The 14,809-nt window shown below is 66.7% G+C and carries 15 protein-coding genes; 11 read left to right on the forward strand and 4 right to left on the reverse strand.

Annotated elements, in window-relative coordinates:
* Positions 1–105 precede the first annotated feature (105 nt).
* Together DB459_RS13055 and DB459_RS13060 are read left to right on the forward strand one after the other, a co-directional pair.
* Positions 106–966 (forward strand): 23S rRNA (adenine(2030)-N(6))-methyltransferase RlmJ, encoded by an 861-nt coding sequence (locus tag DB459_RS13055; protein WP_253713271.1) that lies wholly within the window; start codon positions 106–108, stop codon positions 964–966.
* A gap of 333 nt (positions 967–1,299) precedes the next feature.
* Positions 1,300–1,512 (forward strand): cold-shock protein, encoded by a 213-nt coding sequence (locus DB459_RS13060; RefSeq protein WP_253713272.1) that lies wholly within the window; start codon positions 1,300–1,302, stop codon positions 1,510–1,512.
* A 425-nt stretch (positions 1,513–1,937) separates the two neighbouring features.
* On the opposite strand, the gene DB459_RS13065 is transcribed toward DB459_RS13060, so the two are convergent.
* Positions 1,938–2,561, reverse strand: coding sequence for an outer membrane protein (locus DB459_RS13065; RefSeq protein WP_253713273.1), 624 nt, complete (start codon positions 2,559–2,561; stop codon positions 1,938–1,940).
* A 404-nt stretch (positions 2,562–2,965) separates the two neighbouring features.
* Here DB459_RS13065 and uvrC point away from each other — a divergent pair, with 404 nt between their 5' ends.
* The 6 genes from uvrC (at position 2,966) to DB459_RS13095 (ending at position 9,202) form a co-directional block, all read left to right on the forward strand.
* Positions 2,966–5,044, forward strand: coding sequence for an excinuclease ABC subunit UvrC (gene uvrC, locus DB459_RS13070; RefSeq protein WP_371926945.1), 2,079 nt, complete (start codon positions 2,966–2,968; stop codon positions 5,042–5,044).
* 241 nt (positions 5,045–5,285) lie between these two features.
* Positions 5,286–5,900, forward strand: coding sequence for a CDP-diacylglycerol--glycerol-3-phosphate 3-phosphatidyltransferase (gene pgsA / locus DB459_RS13075; RefSeq protein ID WP_253713274.1), 615 nt, complete (start codon positions 5,286–5,288; stop codon positions 5,898–5,900).
* A 13-nt stretch (positions 5,901–5,913) separates the two neighbouring features.
* On the forward strand, positions 5,914–6,162 hold the full coding sequence (gene moaD / locus DB459_RS13080; protein ID WP_253713275.1) for a molybdopterin converting factor subunit 1: 249 nt from the start codon (positions 5,914–5,916) through the stop codon (positions 6,160–6,162).
* Between the two features lie 3 nt (positions 6,163–6,165).
* Positions 6,166–6,651: a molybdenum cofactor biosynthesis protein MoaE gene (locus tag DB459_RS13085; protein WP_253713276.1), complete on the forward strand. Its 486-nt coding sequence runs from the start codon at positions 6,166–6,168 to the stop codon at positions 6,649–6,651.
* Between the two features lie 227 nt (positions 6,652–6,878).
* On the forward strand, positions 6,879–7,781 hold the full coding sequence (prmB, locus tag DB459_RS13090; RefSeq protein WP_253713277.1) for a 50S ribosomal protein L3 N(5)-glutamine methyltransferase: 903 nt from the start codon (positions 6,879–6,881) through the stop codon (positions 7,779–7,781).
* A gap of 32 nt (positions 7,782–7,813) precedes the next feature.
* Positions 7,814–9,202, forward strand: coding sequence for an MATE family efflux transporter (locus tag DB459_RS13095; RefSeq protein WP_253713278.1), 1,389 nt, complete (start codon positions 7,814–7,816; stop codon positions 9,200–9,202).
* A 94-nt stretch (positions 9,203–9,296) separates the two neighbouring features.
* Here DB459_RS13095 and DB459_RS13100 read toward each other — a convergent pair whose 3' ends face one another.
* On the reverse strand, positions 9,297–10,187 hold the full coding sequence (locus tag DB459_RS13100) for a branched-chain amino acid aminotransferase (RefSeq protein ID WP_253713279.1): 891 nt from the start codon (positions 10,185–10,187) through the stop codon (positions 9,297–9,299).
* Between the two features lie 291 nt (positions 10,188–10,478).
* Here DB459_RS13100 and DB459_RS13105 point away from each other — a divergent pair, with 291 nt between their 5' ends.
* Genes DB459_RS13105 through DB459_RS13115 form a run of 3 tightly spaced genes read left to right on the forward strand, consistent with a single transcriptional unit; the run spans position 10,479 to position 13,209 of the window.
* The gene (locus DB459_RS13105; protein ID WP_253713280.1) at positions 10,479–11,024 is read left to right on the forward strand and encodes a MarR family winged helix-turn-helix transcriptional regulator; all 546 of its coding nucleotides are present in this window, start codon (positions 10,479–10,481) and stop codon (positions 11,022–11,024) included.
* Between the two features lie 47 nt (positions 11,025–11,071).
* Positions 11,072–11,809 carry a response regulator gene (locus DB459_RS13110; RefSeq protein ID WP_253713281.1) on the forward strand — a complete coding sequence of 246 codons (738 nt, stop codon included), beginning with the start codon at positions 11,072–11,074 and terminating at the stop codon, positions 11,807–11,809.
* 11 nt (positions 11,810–11,820) lie between these two features.
* Entirely contained in the window at positions 11,821–13,209 is a 1,389-nt protein-coding gene (locus DB459_RS13115) for an ATP-binding protein (protein ID WP_253713282.1), read from the forward strand.
* Between the two features lie 251 nt (positions 13,210–13,460).
* Here DB459_RS13115 and proC read toward each other — a convergent pair whose 3' ends face one another.
* Together proC and DB459_RS13125 are read right to left on the reverse strand one after the other, a co-directional pair.
* On the reverse strand, positions 13,461–14,291 hold the full coding sequence (gene proC / locus DB459_RS13120; protein ID WP_253713283.1) for a pyrroline-5-carboxylate reductase: 831 nt from the start codon (positions 14,289–14,291) through the stop codon (positions 13,461–13,463).
* A 78-nt stretch (positions 14,292–14,369) separates the two neighbouring features.
* Positions 14,370–14,804, reverse strand: coding sequence for an N-acetyltransferase (locus DB459_RS13125; RefSeq protein WP_253713549.1), 435 nt, complete (start codon positions 14,802–14,804; stop codon positions 14,370–14,372).
* Positions 14,805–14,809 lie beyond the last annotated feature (5 nt).

Genomic DNA, 14,809 nt, shown 5'->3' on the forward strand with positions numbered 1-14,809 from the left:
ACGGTGGTCCGGCTCTGCCATGGGCGCGGTTGATCGCGCGGCCTCTTTGTCCGACAAGGGCGCGGTGTCCGACAAGGGCGCGCTCGCCAACAATTGGGCCCCGGCATGAACTATCGTCACGCGTTTCACGCCGGCAATTTTGCCGATGTCATCAAGCACATCGTGCTGGTGCGTATCCTGCTCTACCTGCAGGAAAAGCCGGCGGCCTTCCGCGTCATCGACAGTCATGCCGGTGCCGGCCGCTACGACCTCACCGGGGCGGAGGCGCAGCGTGGCGGCGAATGGTTGACCGGCATCGCGCGGCTCTATCAGGCACGGCTGTCGCCTGCGGTGCAGGAGCTGCTCGCGCCCTATCTCGACATCGTGCGGGCCTTTAATCCGCCGGGCAAGCTCGAGACCTATCCGGGCTCGCCGCTGATCGCCCGTGCGTTGCTCCGACCTCAGGACCGGCTGGTCGCCTGCGAGGTCGAGCCCAATGCCCGCAAGCAGCTCATTGCCGCGCTGCGCCGCGACGAGCAGGGCCGGGTGGTCGATCTCGACGGCTGGACCGCAATCGGCGCCTTCGTCCCGCCCAAGGAGCGGCGCGGCCTCGTGCTGGTCGATCCGCCGTTCGAGGCCAGCGACGAATTCAGCCGTCTGGCCACGGGCTTTGCCACCGCTTTCGCGCGCTGGCCCACCGGGATTTTTGCGCTGTGGTATCCCGCCAAGGATCGTCGGGCCACCGACGCGCTCGCCGCTGCGGTTGCTGACACCGCAGCGGCCAATGGTGCAGCCGGCAAGATGATGCGGCTGGAATTCAGCGTGGCGCCGCAGTCCTCCGACGGGCGGTTGACCTCGGCCGGCCTGCTCATCGTCAATCCGCCCTACATCCTCGCCGGGGATCTCAAGCGCATTCTGCCCGAACTCGAAAAGCCTCTGGGCCAGGGTGGCGCCGCCCGGTTCCGTCTGGACGCTCCGAAGGTTTAAATGGACGGCTGTCAGGTCAACCGCGGGCCGAATCCAGGGCGTGGAGATCCGCTGCAGGGCGGTTTTGTTCGCTGGCGCAATATTGCAATTGAGCCATAGCCAATTTGCATGGAACCGTATTATGCTCGTCACGTGAGGACGGGCTTTACGTTCCGCTTCCGCGAATGGGGGCGGCGGAGTGACGAGGCCTCGTGAGGTCCTTCAGGCGACGCTAGGGCCGCGGTCCGCCGCGTCGCAGGGGCGACCTTGCCGGCAATGCTTTCCGGACGTGATGTCCGTTCGCGCACCTCTGCGGTCGCGGAGGCGGAAGCATTGCGGGAGAGGAGTTGCCCGATGGCCATGACGGGTACCGTCAAATTCTTCAACGGCGAGCGCGGCTACGGCTTCATCAAGCCGGATGACGGCGGTCGTGATGTGTTCGTGCACATTACGGCGGTCGAGCGCGCCGGCCTGAAGGATTTGAAGGAAGGACAGCGCATCACGTTCGAAGTCGAGCCGGACAAGAAGGGCAAGGGCCCGAAGGCGGTTGATCTCGTGGTGTCCTGAGCGCGGGTCTTGCTGGTTCCGCTTCAGGATGAACTGACGGCGTCGCGTTTTGGTGTGGCGGTGGCGTGCCCCCACTGCATGGCTGGACCGCTATCGCGGCCCTCGGCAGGGTCGGTTGTCTCCGCGAGTTGTAGTCGCGACTGTGATATTCGCGACGGTTCGCGCCGATTTGTTTGGTGATCGTCGCCGAATGGAGGCCGATAGACGTCGATCTCGCCCTCCACTGCACCTCCTCGATTCACGCCTCTACATCGCACCTGCACCATCAAACCCGCGACATCACAGCAGTCGCATCACTTCGCAGCCCGTCCCGCGGCTCATCTGCGGCCGGCACGGCGTGCTCCCTTGGCGTGGCCGGCCGGGTCGGAGCGCAACGTGCCGGTTGGAATGACGGCGCCGGCGATGCCGGCGACGGCGTTTCCCGATCAGAAATGGTAGTTCGCGCCGAGCCGCAGCAGGCCGAAGTGGTAGCCGTTGCTGGCGCCGGTGAGCGTGAAGTTCTGCGTCGAGAGGTCGACATAGAGATACTCGACCTTGGCCGACCAGTTCGGAGTCAAGCCGACTTCGGCGCCCGCGCCCAACGTCCAGCCCGCTGTGGTATGGCTCTCGGTGCGGCCGAGGAGGTCGGCATCGAGCGCGCCGAAGGCAAGACCACCGGTGCCGTAGACGAGGATGTTGTTCAGGGCAAAGCCGAAGCGGCCGCGAATGGTGCCGAACCACGGGTTGGAGAACTTCCAGCCTGCGAAGCGGTCCTCGGCGCCGCTGGCCTGGATGTCGCCTTCGACACCGTAGACCCACTGGCCAGTCTGCCAATTGTAGCCGATCTGGGCGCCGCCGGCGATGCCCGACGGCTTGGTCGCGTTGTTGCTGACGCTGCCCCAGGCATAACCGAGATTGCCGCCGAGATAGGGGCCGGCCCAGCTGAAGGCGTTCAGGGGCTGGTTGACGGTGTAGGGCTGGGCGGGGCGATACGACAGGTCCGCCGCGCGGGCCGATGTCATCGCGCCGAGCGTCGCCACTATTGCTGCACCGAGGATCGCCTTGTTCATGGTACTCTCCGACTACACACGCGAACTGCTGGCGCTCCGCGGCAAAAACGAGAAGGCCGCGGGAACTGCACAGGGTTAGGAAATCCCCAACCGGATATGCCGGATTTATCGAGATCTTTATGTTAAGCGGGTCTTAAGGAGCACCGGCGCCACAGTGCTGTCGTTAACGAGACCTTAATGGCGGACCGATCGGCGGTTGGAACTACGTCTCCGGGGCCGGCGATCCAGCTTCCTCGTCGCCAGCGGCGGGGTGGCTTCCCATATGACCCTTGATCGCGCATTGACTGAGCCTTGACTGCCACCCCGACTGACTCATTAGGGCGCCCTTGGAAGTCTCGATCGCTGCGGCGAGACGGGCGTGGTGAGGGGCCCGAACACCCGGCACGCCGCGGCCGGACGACGACATGACCGACACTGAACGCACGCCTCATTCGAAACCTGATGCTGCCGAACCGGCCACCACCGGACCGGTCTCTGCCGCGACGCCCGTCCCCGGCGATTTGCCGCCCCAGGCGATCGACCTCGCCGCCGGCGGCGGCGAGGAAGATGAGGAGCCGCGGCTGCCCGAGGCGGTCGAGGAGGGCGATGAGCCTGCGGCCGAGGGGCCCCTGGCGGTCGGACGGGCCGCGATCGCCCGCGCCGTGCGCTTCGCGCCTACCGCGCCGGGCGTCTATCGCATGCTCAATGCCGCGCAGGACGTGCTCTATGTCGGCAAGGCGAAGAACGTCCGCAAGCGCCTCGCCTCCTACACGCGGCCGACCGGCCATCCGGGGCGGATCGTGCGGATGATCGCGGCCACGGTGGCGGTGGAAATCGTCTCCACCCCCACCGAGACCGAGGCGCTGCTGCTCGAAGCCAATCTCATCAAGCAGCTCCGGCCGCGCTTCAACGTGCTGCTGCGCGACGACAAGTCGTTCCCCTATATCCTGATTACCGGCGATCACTGGGCGCCGCAGATCCTCAAGCATCGCGGCGCCCACACTCGGCCGGGCCGCTATTTCGGCCCCTTCGCCTCGGTCGGCGCGGTCAACCGCACCATCACCGCCCTGCAGCGTGCCTTCCTGGTTCGCTCCTGCACTGATTCCTTCTTCGAGAGCCGGACGCGCCCCTGTCTGCTCTACCAGATCAAGCGCTGCGCCGGCCCTTGCACGCAGGAGATCGATTTCACCGGCTACAGCGAGCTGGTGCGAGAGGCGACCGATTTCCTGTCCGGCAAGAGCCGGGCGGTGAAGGAACTGCTCGCCGCCGAGATGGAGAAGGCGTCCGCCGAACTGGAATTCGAGCGCGCCGCGCTCTATCGCGACCGCCTCGCCGCGCTCTCGGCGATCCAGTCGCAGCAGGGCATCAATCCGCGCACGGTGGACGAGGCCGACGTCTTCGCCATCCATCAGGAGGGCGGCTATTCCTGCGTCGAGGTATTCTTCTTCCGCACCGGCCAGAACTGGGGCAATCGCGCCTATTTTCCTCGCGCCGACAAGTCGCTTGGACCCGGCGATGTGCTCGGCGCCTTCGTCACCCAGTTCTACGACGACAAGCCGCCGCCGCGTCTCGTGCTGCTGTCGCACGACATCGAGGATCGCGCGCTGCTCTCGGACGCGCTCTCGACCAAGGCCGGCGTCAAGGTCGAGGTCAACGTGCCCCAGCGCGGCGAGAAGAAGGACCTCATCGGCCATGCGCTGACCAATGCGCGCGAGGCGCTCGGGCGCAAACTCGCCGACACCGTCACCCAGTCGCGGCTGCTGGAGCAGCTCGGCGCCACGCTGCACCTGCCGCATACGCCGCGCCGCATCGAGGTCTACGACAACAGCCACATCCAGGGCACCAATGCGGTCGGGGCGATGATCGTCGCCGGCACCGACGGCTTCATCAAGAACCAGTACCGCAAGTTCAACATCCGCGCCGAGGGCCTCACCCCCGGCGACGACTACGCGATGATGCGAGAGGTGCTGGAGAGGCGCTTCAAGCGATTGCTGGCGGAGGCGCCGGCGGGCGACGGCGCGCGCAGCGAGGCCGACGACATCGTGCCGCAGCGGCCCGATCTCGTCGTCATCGACGGCGGCTTGGGCCAGCTCAATGCGGCGCATGAGGTGATGGACCGGCTCGGCGTCAAGGACGTGGCGCTGATCGCGGTGGCCAAGGGCCCCGATCGCGATGCCGGCCGCGAGACGCTGTTCTTTCCCGACCGTCCGTCGATCAAGCTCGAGCCGCGCGATCCGGTGCTCTATTTCATCCAGCGGATGCGTGACGAAGCCCATCGCTTCGTCATCGGATCGCATCGCAATCTGCGCAAGAAGGACATCCGCGAGGCCGGCCTGCAGGAAATTCCCGGCATCGGTCCGTCGCGCAAGCGGGCGCTGCTGCATCATTTCGGCACCCTGAAGGAGATCGAGCGCGCCTCCATCGCCGATCTCGGCAAGGTTCCGGGCATCAGCGCCGAAGGCGCCCGCCGGATCTTCGAATTCTTTCATGCCCAGTCGAAATGAAAGGCCAAGCGAAACGCCGGTCAATCGCCGGACCCGGGGGCCGTCGCCGGGCTGGCGAAAGCCGAAGGAAACGGCCGCCCCGCGCTTTGCGCCGGCGGCAAATGGCGCTATCTCTGCCCGGCGACGCCCCGGGGGGCCGGGCGTCTGCGGCGGACCGTCCGGGGGCGGGTGGAAGTGAGCGCGCCCGATCGGGCGGGTTGAACCGGGCGACATGAACGAGAACTAGGCACTTGGAATGCATATGGACAGCGTGACGGGCAGAGGTTCGGCGAGGCATTCCTTCTCGCTGCCCAACCTGCTCACCTATTCCCGGATCGTTGCAGTGCCGGTCGTTGTCGGCTGCATCTATGCGCAGTCGATCCTCCAGGGGCCGCTCTGGCTGCGGTGGGTGGCGCTCGCCGTTTTCATCGCTGCGGCCGTGACCGATTTTCTCGACGGTTATTATGCCCGGATCTGGGACCAGCAGTCGGCATTCGGCCGGATGCTCGATCCGATCGCCGACAAGCTTCTGGTCGCCTCCTGCCTGCTGATGCTCGCCGCCGACGGCATCATCCACGGCTGGACGCTATGGGCCGCCATCGTCATCCTCTGCCGCGAGATCCTGGTTTCGGGCCTGCGCGAATACCTTGCCGGCTTGCGCGTCAGCGTTCCGGTGACGCGGCTTGCCAAGTGGAAGACCACCGCGCAACTGGTCGCCATCGGTTTTCTCCTGGCGGGCGATGCCGGCGATCAGGTGATTCCGATCGTGACGCCGATCGGCCTCGCGCTGTTGTGGATCTCGGCGCTGGTGACGCTCTACACCGGCTGGGATTATTTCCGCGCCGGCATTCACCACCTCATCGCCGAGGACTCATGAAGGTTCAGCACTCATGAAGGTTCTCTATTTCGCCTGGGTCCGCGAGCGCATCGGCAAGGCCGAGGAGATCGTCGAGCCGCCGCCGTCGGTGCGGACGGTCGGCGAGCTGATGCGATGGCTCAGGAGCCGCGGCGAGGAGTATGAGCGCGCCTTCGAACGCCCGGTGGTGCGCGCGGCGATCGATCAGGTGCACGTCAAACCGGAGGCCGTGATCGCCGGCGCCCGCGAGATTGCCTTTTTCCCGCCGATGACCGGGGGCTGAGCCGTGTCGGCACCGCCCAGCGCAGCGACCGCGCCTGTCACCATTCGCCTGCAGCGCGAGGATTTCGACGTCGCCCGCGAGATCGCGGCGCTTACTGCCGGGCGCAGCGACATCGGCGCGGTGGTGTCTTTCGTCGGCCTGTGCCGGAAAGGCGAGGGCGCGGAGGCGATTACTGCCATGACGCTCGAGCATTATCCCGGCATGGCCGAGGCGGAAATCCGCCGCCATGTCGACGAGGCGCTGGTGCGCTGGCCGCTCACCGCGGTCACCGTGATCCACCGCCACGGCCGCCTCGTGCCGGGCGACAATATCGTCCTGGTGCTCACCGCCTCGGCACACCGCCAGGCGGCCTTTCACGGAGCCGAATTCCTGATGGATTATCTCAAGGCCAATGCGCCGTTCTGGAAATCCGAGGAACGCGCCGAGGGGGCGCGCTGGGTGGAGGCCCACGCGCGCGATGACGAGGCGCTGACGCGCTGGAGATCGTGATGGCGAAGCGCGTGACGGCGAAAGCGGCTCCTCGCAGGCGCGAGGCAGCCAGGACTTCTGGTGTCAAGACTTCTGGTGCCAAGAGTTCTGGTAGCAAGGCTTCTGGTAGCAAGGCTGCCGGCAGCAAGACCGCCGGGATGCCGGCTGGCAAACCTTCGCGCGACAAGAAGTCGCTCAACAACACTTCCGGCCGCAGGATCTCGACTGTTGCGACGTCGACCGCATCGATGACGGCCACGTCTGGAGCGGGTCTCGTCAGCCTGCTCGATCACATGCGCTTTGCCGTGAGCCGCTTCAACGAGGCGCGGCTGGCGTTCGCCCACGGCACCACCGATCCGGTGGCGGAAGCCGCCTTCCTGGTGAGCGAGGCGCTCCACCTCCATCCCGACCAGTTCGAGCCTTTCGCGACCGCGCGGCTCACTGTTGATGAGAGCGCCAGGGTGATGGCGCTGATCGAGACGCGGGTGCAGACACGCAAGCCGGCGGCCTATCTGGTCAACAAGATCTACATGCGCGGATTGCCGTTCTACGTGGACGAGCGGGTCATCGTCCCGCGCTCCTTCATCGGCGAGCTGCTCGACAGCCATTTCGGCGAACAGCAGTCGCTGCTCGGCGACCCCGCCGAGGTGACGCGGGTGCTGGACCTGTGCACCGGCTCGGCCTGTCTTGCCATCCTTGCCGCCAGGCATTTTCCCAACGCCCACGTCGACGCGGTGGAACTCTCGAAGGATGCGCTGGCGGTCGCGCGGCGAAATGTCGCCGAGCACGGCCTCGACGAAGCGGTGACGCTCTACCAAGGTGACCTGTTCGCGCCGCTGCCCGAGGGCGCGCGCTACGACCTGATCATCAGCAATCCGCCTTACGTCGATGCCGAAGGCATGGCCGGCCTGCCGCAGGAATGCCGTCATGAGCCGGCAATGGCTTTCGAGGCAGGTCCTGACGGTCTCGACGTGGTGCGCCGGATCCTCGCCGAAGCAGGACGCTATCTCACGCCCGAGGGGGGGCTGCTGTGCGAGGTTGGCCGCGGTCGCGACAACGTCGAGGCCGCATTCCCTGAACTGCCCTTCCTCTGGCTCGACACCGAGGATTCCGAGGGCGAGGTGTTCTGGCTGCCGGCCGAGGTGTTCTGACCGTCGCACCTCGCCACTGATGCGAGGTTTCAATGCTGTTTGTCCCATCGAATGCGGCCGTCCGCGTGGCCTGGCGCGATGAATTGCGCGCCTCGCTGGCGCTCGCCTGGCCGCTGGTCCTGGGAAATCTCGCCCAGACCGTGCTGACGACGACGGATGTCATCGTCATCGGCCGGCTCGGCGCCAATGAGCTCGCCGCCGGCACGCTGGGCGTCAATCTCTATCTCGGTCCGTTGCTGTTCGCCACCGGCCTCGTCACCGCGACCTCGCCGATGATGGCGACGGCGCTTGGCCGCAAGCTGCACAGCCTGCGCGAGCTCCGCCGCACCTTCCGCCAGGGGTTGTGGTCGGCGGTGCTGATCGCGCTGCCGTGCTGGCTCCTGCTCTGGAACAGCGAGGCGGTGCTGCTCGCGCTGGGGCAGGCGCCGCGGCTCGCTGCGGAAGCGCAATCCTTCCTGCGCCTGCTGCAGTGGGGCGTGCTGCCGGCGCTCGGCTTCGTCGTGCTGCGCGCCTTCGTCTCGGTGATCGAGCGGCCGGTCTGGGCCATGGTGGTGACCGCCGCGGCCATCCTGTTCAATATCGCCGCCAACTGGATCCTGGTGTTTGGCCATCTCGGCTTGCCGGCGCTCGGCTTGCGCGGCTCGGGGCTAGCCACGGCGCTCTCCAACACCTTCATGTTCGTCAGCTTCGCCGGTATCGTCGCCTTCCATCCGCGCTTTCGCCGCTACCGCCTGTTCGGGCGATGGTGGCGGAGCGACCTGCCGCGCCTTTCGGCGCTGTGGCGGCTCGGGTTGCCGATCGGGGCATCGCTTGCCTTCGAAGTCACGGTCTTCAATGCCGCGGCGTTCTTCATGGGCTGGCTCGATACCGTCGCCATCGCCGCCCACGCCATCGTCCTGCAGATCGCCACGATGACCTTCATGGTGCCGCTCGGCATCGGCCAGGCCGCCACCGTGCGGGTTGGCCTCGCCCGCGGCGCCGACGATGTCGAAGGGGTCACCCGTGCCGGCTGGACCGCCTTTGGCCTTGCCGTCGCCTTCATGGCGGTGATGAGCGCGATGATGGTGCTGCTGCCGCGGTCGCTGATCGGGGTGTTCATCGATCTCGGCGACCGCGGCAATGCCGGCGTCACCGATCTCGCGGTGGCCTTCCTGATGTGGGCGGCTGTGTTCCAGATCGCCGACGGCATCCAGGTGGCGGCCGCCGGCATGCTGCGCGGCCTGCAGGATACCCGGGCGCTGATGGTGTATGCCGCGGCCGGCTACTGGGGGGTCGGGATGTCGTCGAGCCTGCTGCTCGCCTTTTCGGCCGGGTTTGGCGGCGTCGGCATCTGGATGGGGCTGGCGGCCGGGGTCGTCGCGGTCGCCGCGGCTTTGATGACGCGCTGGCTGGGCCGCGAGCGGCTCGGATTGGTGACCTGAAACGGCAAACGGATCGCAAAACGTGGAAACGCCGGGCAGCGAGCCCGGCGTTTTCGAAGTGGATGGAGCGGAAGCTCCAGCCGGGCGCAGACCGTCAGGCCGCGGCCTTGGTGCCCTTCGGCGTCACCTCGGCGGTATAGTCCTCCATCAGCTGCTGGGTGATGGCGCCGGGGGTGAAGCTCCAGTTGGCGATCTGCGACACCGGGGTGACCTCGGCGGCGGTGCCGGTGATGAAGCACTCCGAGAAGCCGCTCAGCTCTTCCGGCTTGATGCGGCGTTCAAGCACCTCGATGCCGCGCCGCTTGGCGAGGTCGATCACCGTCGCCCGGGTGATGCCGGCGAGAAAACGGTCGGCGATCGGAGTGTGCAGCTTGCCGTCCTTGACGAAGAAGATGTTGGCGCCGGTGCATTCGGCAACGTACCCTTCCCAGTCCAGCATCATGGCGTCGGCGAAGCCCTCGCGTTCCGCCTTGTGCTTGGAGATGGTGCAGATCATGTAGAGGCCGGCCGCCTTGGCCATCGCCGGAATCGTGCGCGGGTCGGGGCGGTGATACTCGGCGAGCGCGAGGCGGATGCCCTTGAGCCGCTCGGCCGGGTCAAAATAACTCGGCCACGACCAGCAGGCGATGGCAAGGTGAATGGTGTTGGACTGGGCCGACACGCCCATCATCTCCGAGCCGCGCCAGGCGACGGGCCGGACATAGGCGTCGGTCTGGCCGTTCTTTTCCAGCACGAGCTGCTTGGCGGCGTCGATCTCGGCGGCCGAGTACGGGATATCGAAATCGAGAATGTTGGCGGAGGCCCTCAGCCGCTCGGAATGCTCGGTGCTCTTGAAGATCTTGCCGCCATAGGCGCGCTCGCCCTCGAACACGCAGCTGCCGTAATGCAGGCCATGGGTGAGGACATGGACGTTGGCGTCGCCCCACGGCACCAGCTTGCCGTCGAACCAGATGACACCATCGATTTTGTCGAACGAAACACCCATTGCTCTTCTCCCGGTCACGCGTGGCCCGATTGTGCGCGCAGGTCCTCTTTCGACAGGCGCACGGCCGATTTGATCCAACAGGGCCAGGGATGGCCCACTTTTGCGGGAACATCCGAAGTCCAGTATGTTTCCCGGCGCGCTGGCGGACAATCGGGGCACCGAAAAATCGGGGGATTTTCCGTCCGCCCGGTGCGGTCTGCCTGGAGCGCGTCGCGTCTGGATGCCTGTGAAATATTCTAATATTTCGTGGCGAGACGCGTTTTTGTAACTTTGAAACCGAAATATGTCAATATGTCTGACGTAAATTTCACGCCGGATCTGGCCGGCTCCAGGGACGGTTCCGCGGCCGCCGAGGCCGAAGAGCAGCGCTGGGACATCATCGAGCTGTTGTTCTTTGCCTACCGCGACTTCGTCGGCGATGCCGATCATGTGCTGCAGGCCTTCGGTTTTGGCCGTGCCCACCACCGGGTGGTGCATTTCGTCACGCGCTACCCGGGGCTGAAGGTCGCCGATCTGCTCGACGTGCTGCGAATCACCAAGCAGTCGCTTGGAAGGGTGCTCAAGCAACTGCTCGACGAAGGCTATATCGTCCAGAAGTCCGGTGCCGCCGATCGGCGCCAGCGCCTTTTATTCGCCACGCCCAAGGGCCAAGCGCTTGTGGCGCGGCTGGCGGCGCTGCAGACCACGCGCATCGAGCGGGCGCTCGCCGCGGTCGGGCCGGGGGAGGGAGAATCGCTGCGCGCCTTTCTGCGCGCCATGATCGACCGTGACGATCCGGACAAGGTGCTCGAAATCATTCTCGCTGAGAAAAAGGCGGCGACGAAGGAGACGAGGTGAGCCAGTGAACACGAGCCATCGGCGATCAGCCGTGGGGGAGGTGAGCCATGGGAATTGAGACGGCTTCTGCGTCGGCCGGCGTCGCGCACGCCCGGGCCCGGCCGTCGGACGACGCCGCGCACCTGCTGCTGGTCGACGACGATCGCCGCATCAGGGACCTGCTGTCGCGCTTCCTCGCCAACGAGGGTTATCGCGTCACGACCGCGGCGAGCGCCGCCGATGCGCGTTCCAAGCTCGCCGGGCTGCATTTCGACCTGTTGATCCTCGACGTCATGATGCCGGGCGAAACCGGTTTCGACCTTGCGCGCTCGCTGCGTGCCGCCTCGCTGGTGCCGATCATCATGCTCACCGCCCGCGACGAGGCCGAAGCGCGGATCGAAGGCCTGCAGATCGGCGCCGACGACTACGTTGCCAAGCCGTTCGAGCCGCGCGAACTGGTGCTGCGCATCGCCAACATCCTCAAGCGTACGGCGCCGGCTCCCGCCCAGGTGATCGAAGAGGTGGTGTTCGGGCCCTATATCTATCATCTCGAACGCGGCGAATTGCGCCAGGGCGAGGAGATCCTCAAGCTCACCGACCGCGAGCGCGACATGCTGCGCGTCCTCGCCGCGACGCCGGGTGAGACCGTGCCGCGCGGCGCGCTGACCGGCAACGGCACCGTCAACGAGCGTGCCGTCGACGTCCAGATCAACCGCCTGCGCCGCAAGATCGAGATCGATCCCGCCAACCCGCTCTTCCTGCAGGCGGTGCGCGGCATCGGCTACCGGCTCGTCGCCTCGCCCTGAGCCGATCGCCCATGAGCACCCTCGACACCGGCCTGACGCTGATCCGCACGGCGTCGCAGCGCGTCTCCGATGCGAGCGGCTGGATGGGCACGCGTTTCAAGAACGTGATGCCGAAGGGGCTCTATGCCCGGGCGCTGCTCATCATCATCGTGCCGATGGTGATCCTGCAGTCGGTGGTCGCCTTCGTGTTCATGGAGCGGCACTGGAACACGGTGACGCGCCACCTCTCGGCGGCCGTGGTACAGGACATCGCGGCGCTGATCGATGTCTACAAGGTCTATCCCCAGGACAAGGATCGCACCCAGCTGCGCCGCATCGCCCAGGAGCGGCTCGGGCTGGTGGTGGATTTCCTTCCCCTCGGCGATATGCCGCCGCCGGGACCGAAGCCCTTCTTCTCGCTGCTCGACCAGACCCTGTCGGTGCAGCTCAGCCACCAGATCGGCAAGCCGTTCTGGATCGACACCGTGGGGCGCTCGTCGCTGGTGGAGATCCGCATCAAGCTCGACGACGCGGTGATGCGGATCTTCGCCCGCCGCAGCGCCGCCTATGCCTCCAATTCGGAGATCTTCATCTTCTGGATGCTCGGCACCTCGTCGATCCTCCTGATCGTCGCGGTGCTGTTCCTGCGCAACCAGATCAAGCCGATCCTGCGGCTCGCCGATGCCGCCGAAAGCTTCGGCAAGGGCCGCGATCAGCCCGATTTCCGGCCGCGCGGCGCCCGCGAGGTCCGTCGCGCCGCCCAGGCCTTTTTCGAGATGAAGACCCGCATCGAGCGCAGCATCGAGCAGCGCACGGCGATGCTGGCCGGCGTCTCCCACGACCTGCGCACCATCCTGACCCGCTTCAAGCTCGAACTGGCGCTGATCGGCGACAGTCCCGAAGTCGAGGCGATGCGCAAGGACGTCGACGAGATGAATGCGATGCTCGAGGCCTATCTCGCCTTCGCCCGGGGCGACAGCGGCGAGCAGGCGCAACCGACCGACATGAAGGCGGCGCTCGAGGAACTGCGTTGCGATGCCGAGCGCCACGGCCACGCCGCCACCGTCGTGTTCCACGGGCAGCCGATGGTCACGGTGAAGCCGGCCGCCTTCAAGCGCTGCCTCGCCAATCTGGTGTCCAATGCGGCGCGCTATGCCGACACCATCGCCATCACCGGCCACCGCGATCATCGCTATCTCAGCATCAGCATCGATGACGATGGCCCGGGCATTCCGCCGACGATGCGTGAGGAGGTGTTCAAGCCTTTCCTGCGGCTCGATGATGCCCGCAACCAGGACGAGGGCGGCACCGGCCTCGGCCTCGCCATCGCCCGCGACATCGCCCGCTCCCATGGCGGCGACATCATGCTCGGCGACAGTCCGCTCGGCGGCCTGCGCGCGACGGTGCGGATTCCGGTCTGACCCGGTATTTCATCGGACATGCGCTGCGCTCGGACGGGCCGGCATATCGAATCATGTGCGGCATGCGCGCCGCTATTGGACGAGCGCGACGGGCTTGTATCCCGTCATCCTGAGGAGCGAGCCGTGCCCGAGCAGGCCGAGCGGAAGCAAGGCCGTCGCGAGCGGCTCTTGACGGCGAGCCTCGAAGGGCGACGGTTCAAAATCCGATCCGAGTTGACTGCAGAATTGAGTTGCTGTCCTCGGTCTTTCATTCACCCGGCGAGTTCGCGCGAGCGCTTCGTTGCCGCCGCGATCGCCTCGATCATGATCCTCGGCATGGCGTCGGCAGCCATCAGCACGTTGAGGGCCGCGGCGGTGGTGCCGCCCGGTGAAGTGACGTTCTGGCGCAATACCGCGGCGTCGAGATCGGAACGATGCAGCAGTTCGCCGGCGCCGGCGACGGTCTCCCGCGCCAGGGTCGCGGCGAGTTGCGGCGGCAGCCCCGCGGCGACACCGGCCTTGGCGAGCTCTTCCGCCAGCAGGAAGACATAGGCCGGGCCCGAGCCCGACACCGCCGTGACCGCGTCCATCAGCGCTTCGTCATCGACCCATTCGACGCTGCCGGTGGCGCGCAGCAGCGCGTCGCTGAGCGCGCGCTGGGCGGCGCTCACCTCTCGCGCCGCCACCGCCACCGTCATGCCGCGGCCGATGGCGGCGGGGGTATTGGGCATGGCACGGACGACGTCGCCGCCGCAGCCTGCCGCGATCGCCGCGATCGGCTTGCCGGCCATGATCGACACCACCAGCGTCGATGGCCCGACGAAGGCGCGCAGCGCCGCGCTGGCTTTGGTGAACATCTGCGGCTTGATCGCCAGCACCAGCACCTCGGCGATGGCAGTGTCGCCCGAATTGAGCCGCACGCCGCGGGCGGCGAGGGCACGGATGTCCTCGGACGGGGTCGGTTCGATGACGGTCACGACGTTGGGATCGAGGCCGCCCGCCAGCCAGCCGGCGAGCATGGCACCACCCATCTTGCCGGCGCCGGCCAGCACCAGGGGACCGGAAACACCCGCAAGGGCGGCGGGGGCGGGCGTCGAAGTCATGACTGAAATCCTGCAAGAGAGCGTTGCGCCGACCCATATCACCCGTGGGGCGCGGCGATGTCCAGCGACGCCGCTGCCTCAGACGAGGTCCTTCTTGAAGAAATACCGGCATGCCCCGCGCGGGTGGTCGTCGATACGGCCACATTCGGCAAAGCCGTTGCGCCGGTAGAACTCCGGCGCCTGGAAGGCGAAGGTATCAAGCCAGATGCCGCGGCAGCCGCGTGAGCGTGCCAGGTCCTCGGCGGCGGCGATCAACTTCGTGCCGAGACCCTGTTTGCGCCAGGCCTGCGGCACCACCAGCAGTTCGATGAACAGCCAGTCGTAGGTGATCTTGCCCCAGATGCCGCCGATGGTCGCCTCGTTGGCGGGGTGCTTGAACAGGATGGCGACGGGCGAAAAGCCTGACGGCCGGCCTGCGGCTGCGTCGTTATAGGCGACCAGCGCTTCGACGATGGCGTGACGATCCGCCTCTTGTGCGGTTTCGACGACGACCAGCCGCGGCGGCTGCGGCATCGTCA

The organism is Bradyrhizobium sp. WD16 (genome assembly GCF_024181725.1).
In the GTDB taxonomy this organism is placed as follows: Bacteria; Pseudomonadota; Alphaproteobacteria; order Rhizobiales; family Xanthobacteraceae; genus Bradyrhizobium_A.

Coding starts and splice junctions, on each gene's coding strand:
- DB459_RS13125 (WP_253713549.1), bottom strand. CDS start 14,804: ATGCCGCAGCCGCCGCGGCTGGTCGTCGTCGAAACCGCACAAGAGGCG.
- DB459_RS13055 (WP_253713271.1), top strand. CDS start 106: ATGAACTATCGTCACGCGTTTCACGCCGGCAATTTTGCCGATGTCATC.
- DB459_RS13065 (WP_253713273.1), bottom strand. CDS start 2,561: ATGAACAAGGCGATCCTCGGTGCAGCAATAGTGGCGACGCTCGGCGCG.
- proC (WP_253713283.1), bottom strand. CDS start 14,291: ATGACTTCGACGCCCGCCCCCGCCGCCCTTGCGGGTGTTTCCGGTCCC.
- prmB (WP_253713277.1), top strand. CDS start 6,879: ATGACGGCCACGTCTGGAGCGGGTCTCGTCAGCCTGCTCGATCACATG.
- moaD (WP_253713275.1), top strand. CDS start 5,914: ATGAAGGTTCTCTATTTCGCCTGGGTCCGCGAGCGCATCGGCAAGGCC.
- DB459_RS13110 (WP_253713281.1), top strand. CDS start 11,072: ATGGGAATTGAGACGGCTTCTGCGTCGGCCGGCGTCGCGCACGCCCGG.
- DB459_RS13095 (WP_253713278.1), top strand. CDS start 7,814: ATGCTGTTTGTCCCATCGAATGCGGCCGTCCGCGTGGCCTGGCGCGAT.
- DB459_RS13105 (WP_253713280.1), top strand. CDS start 10,479: ATGTCTGACGTAAATTTCACGCCGGATCTGGCCGGCTCCAGGGACGGT.
- DB459_RS13115 (WP_253713282.1), top strand. CDS start 11,821: ATGAGCACCCTCGACACCGGCCTGACGCTGATCCGCACGGCGTCGCAG.
- DB459_RS13060 (WP_253713272.1), top strand. CDS start 1,300: ATGGCCATGACGGGTACCGTCAAATTCTTCAACGGCGAGCGCGGCTAC.
- uvrC (WP_371926945.1), top strand. CDS start 2,966: ATGACCGACACTGAACGCACGCCTCATTCGAAACCTGATGCTGCCGAA.
- pgsA (WP_253713274.1), top strand. CDS start 5,286: ATGGACAGCGTGACGGGCAGAGGTTCGGCGAGGCATTCCTTCTCGCTG.
- DB459_RS13100 (WP_253713279.1), bottom strand. CDS start 10,187: ATGGGTGTTTCGTTCGACAAAATCGATGGTGTCATCTGGTTCGACGGC.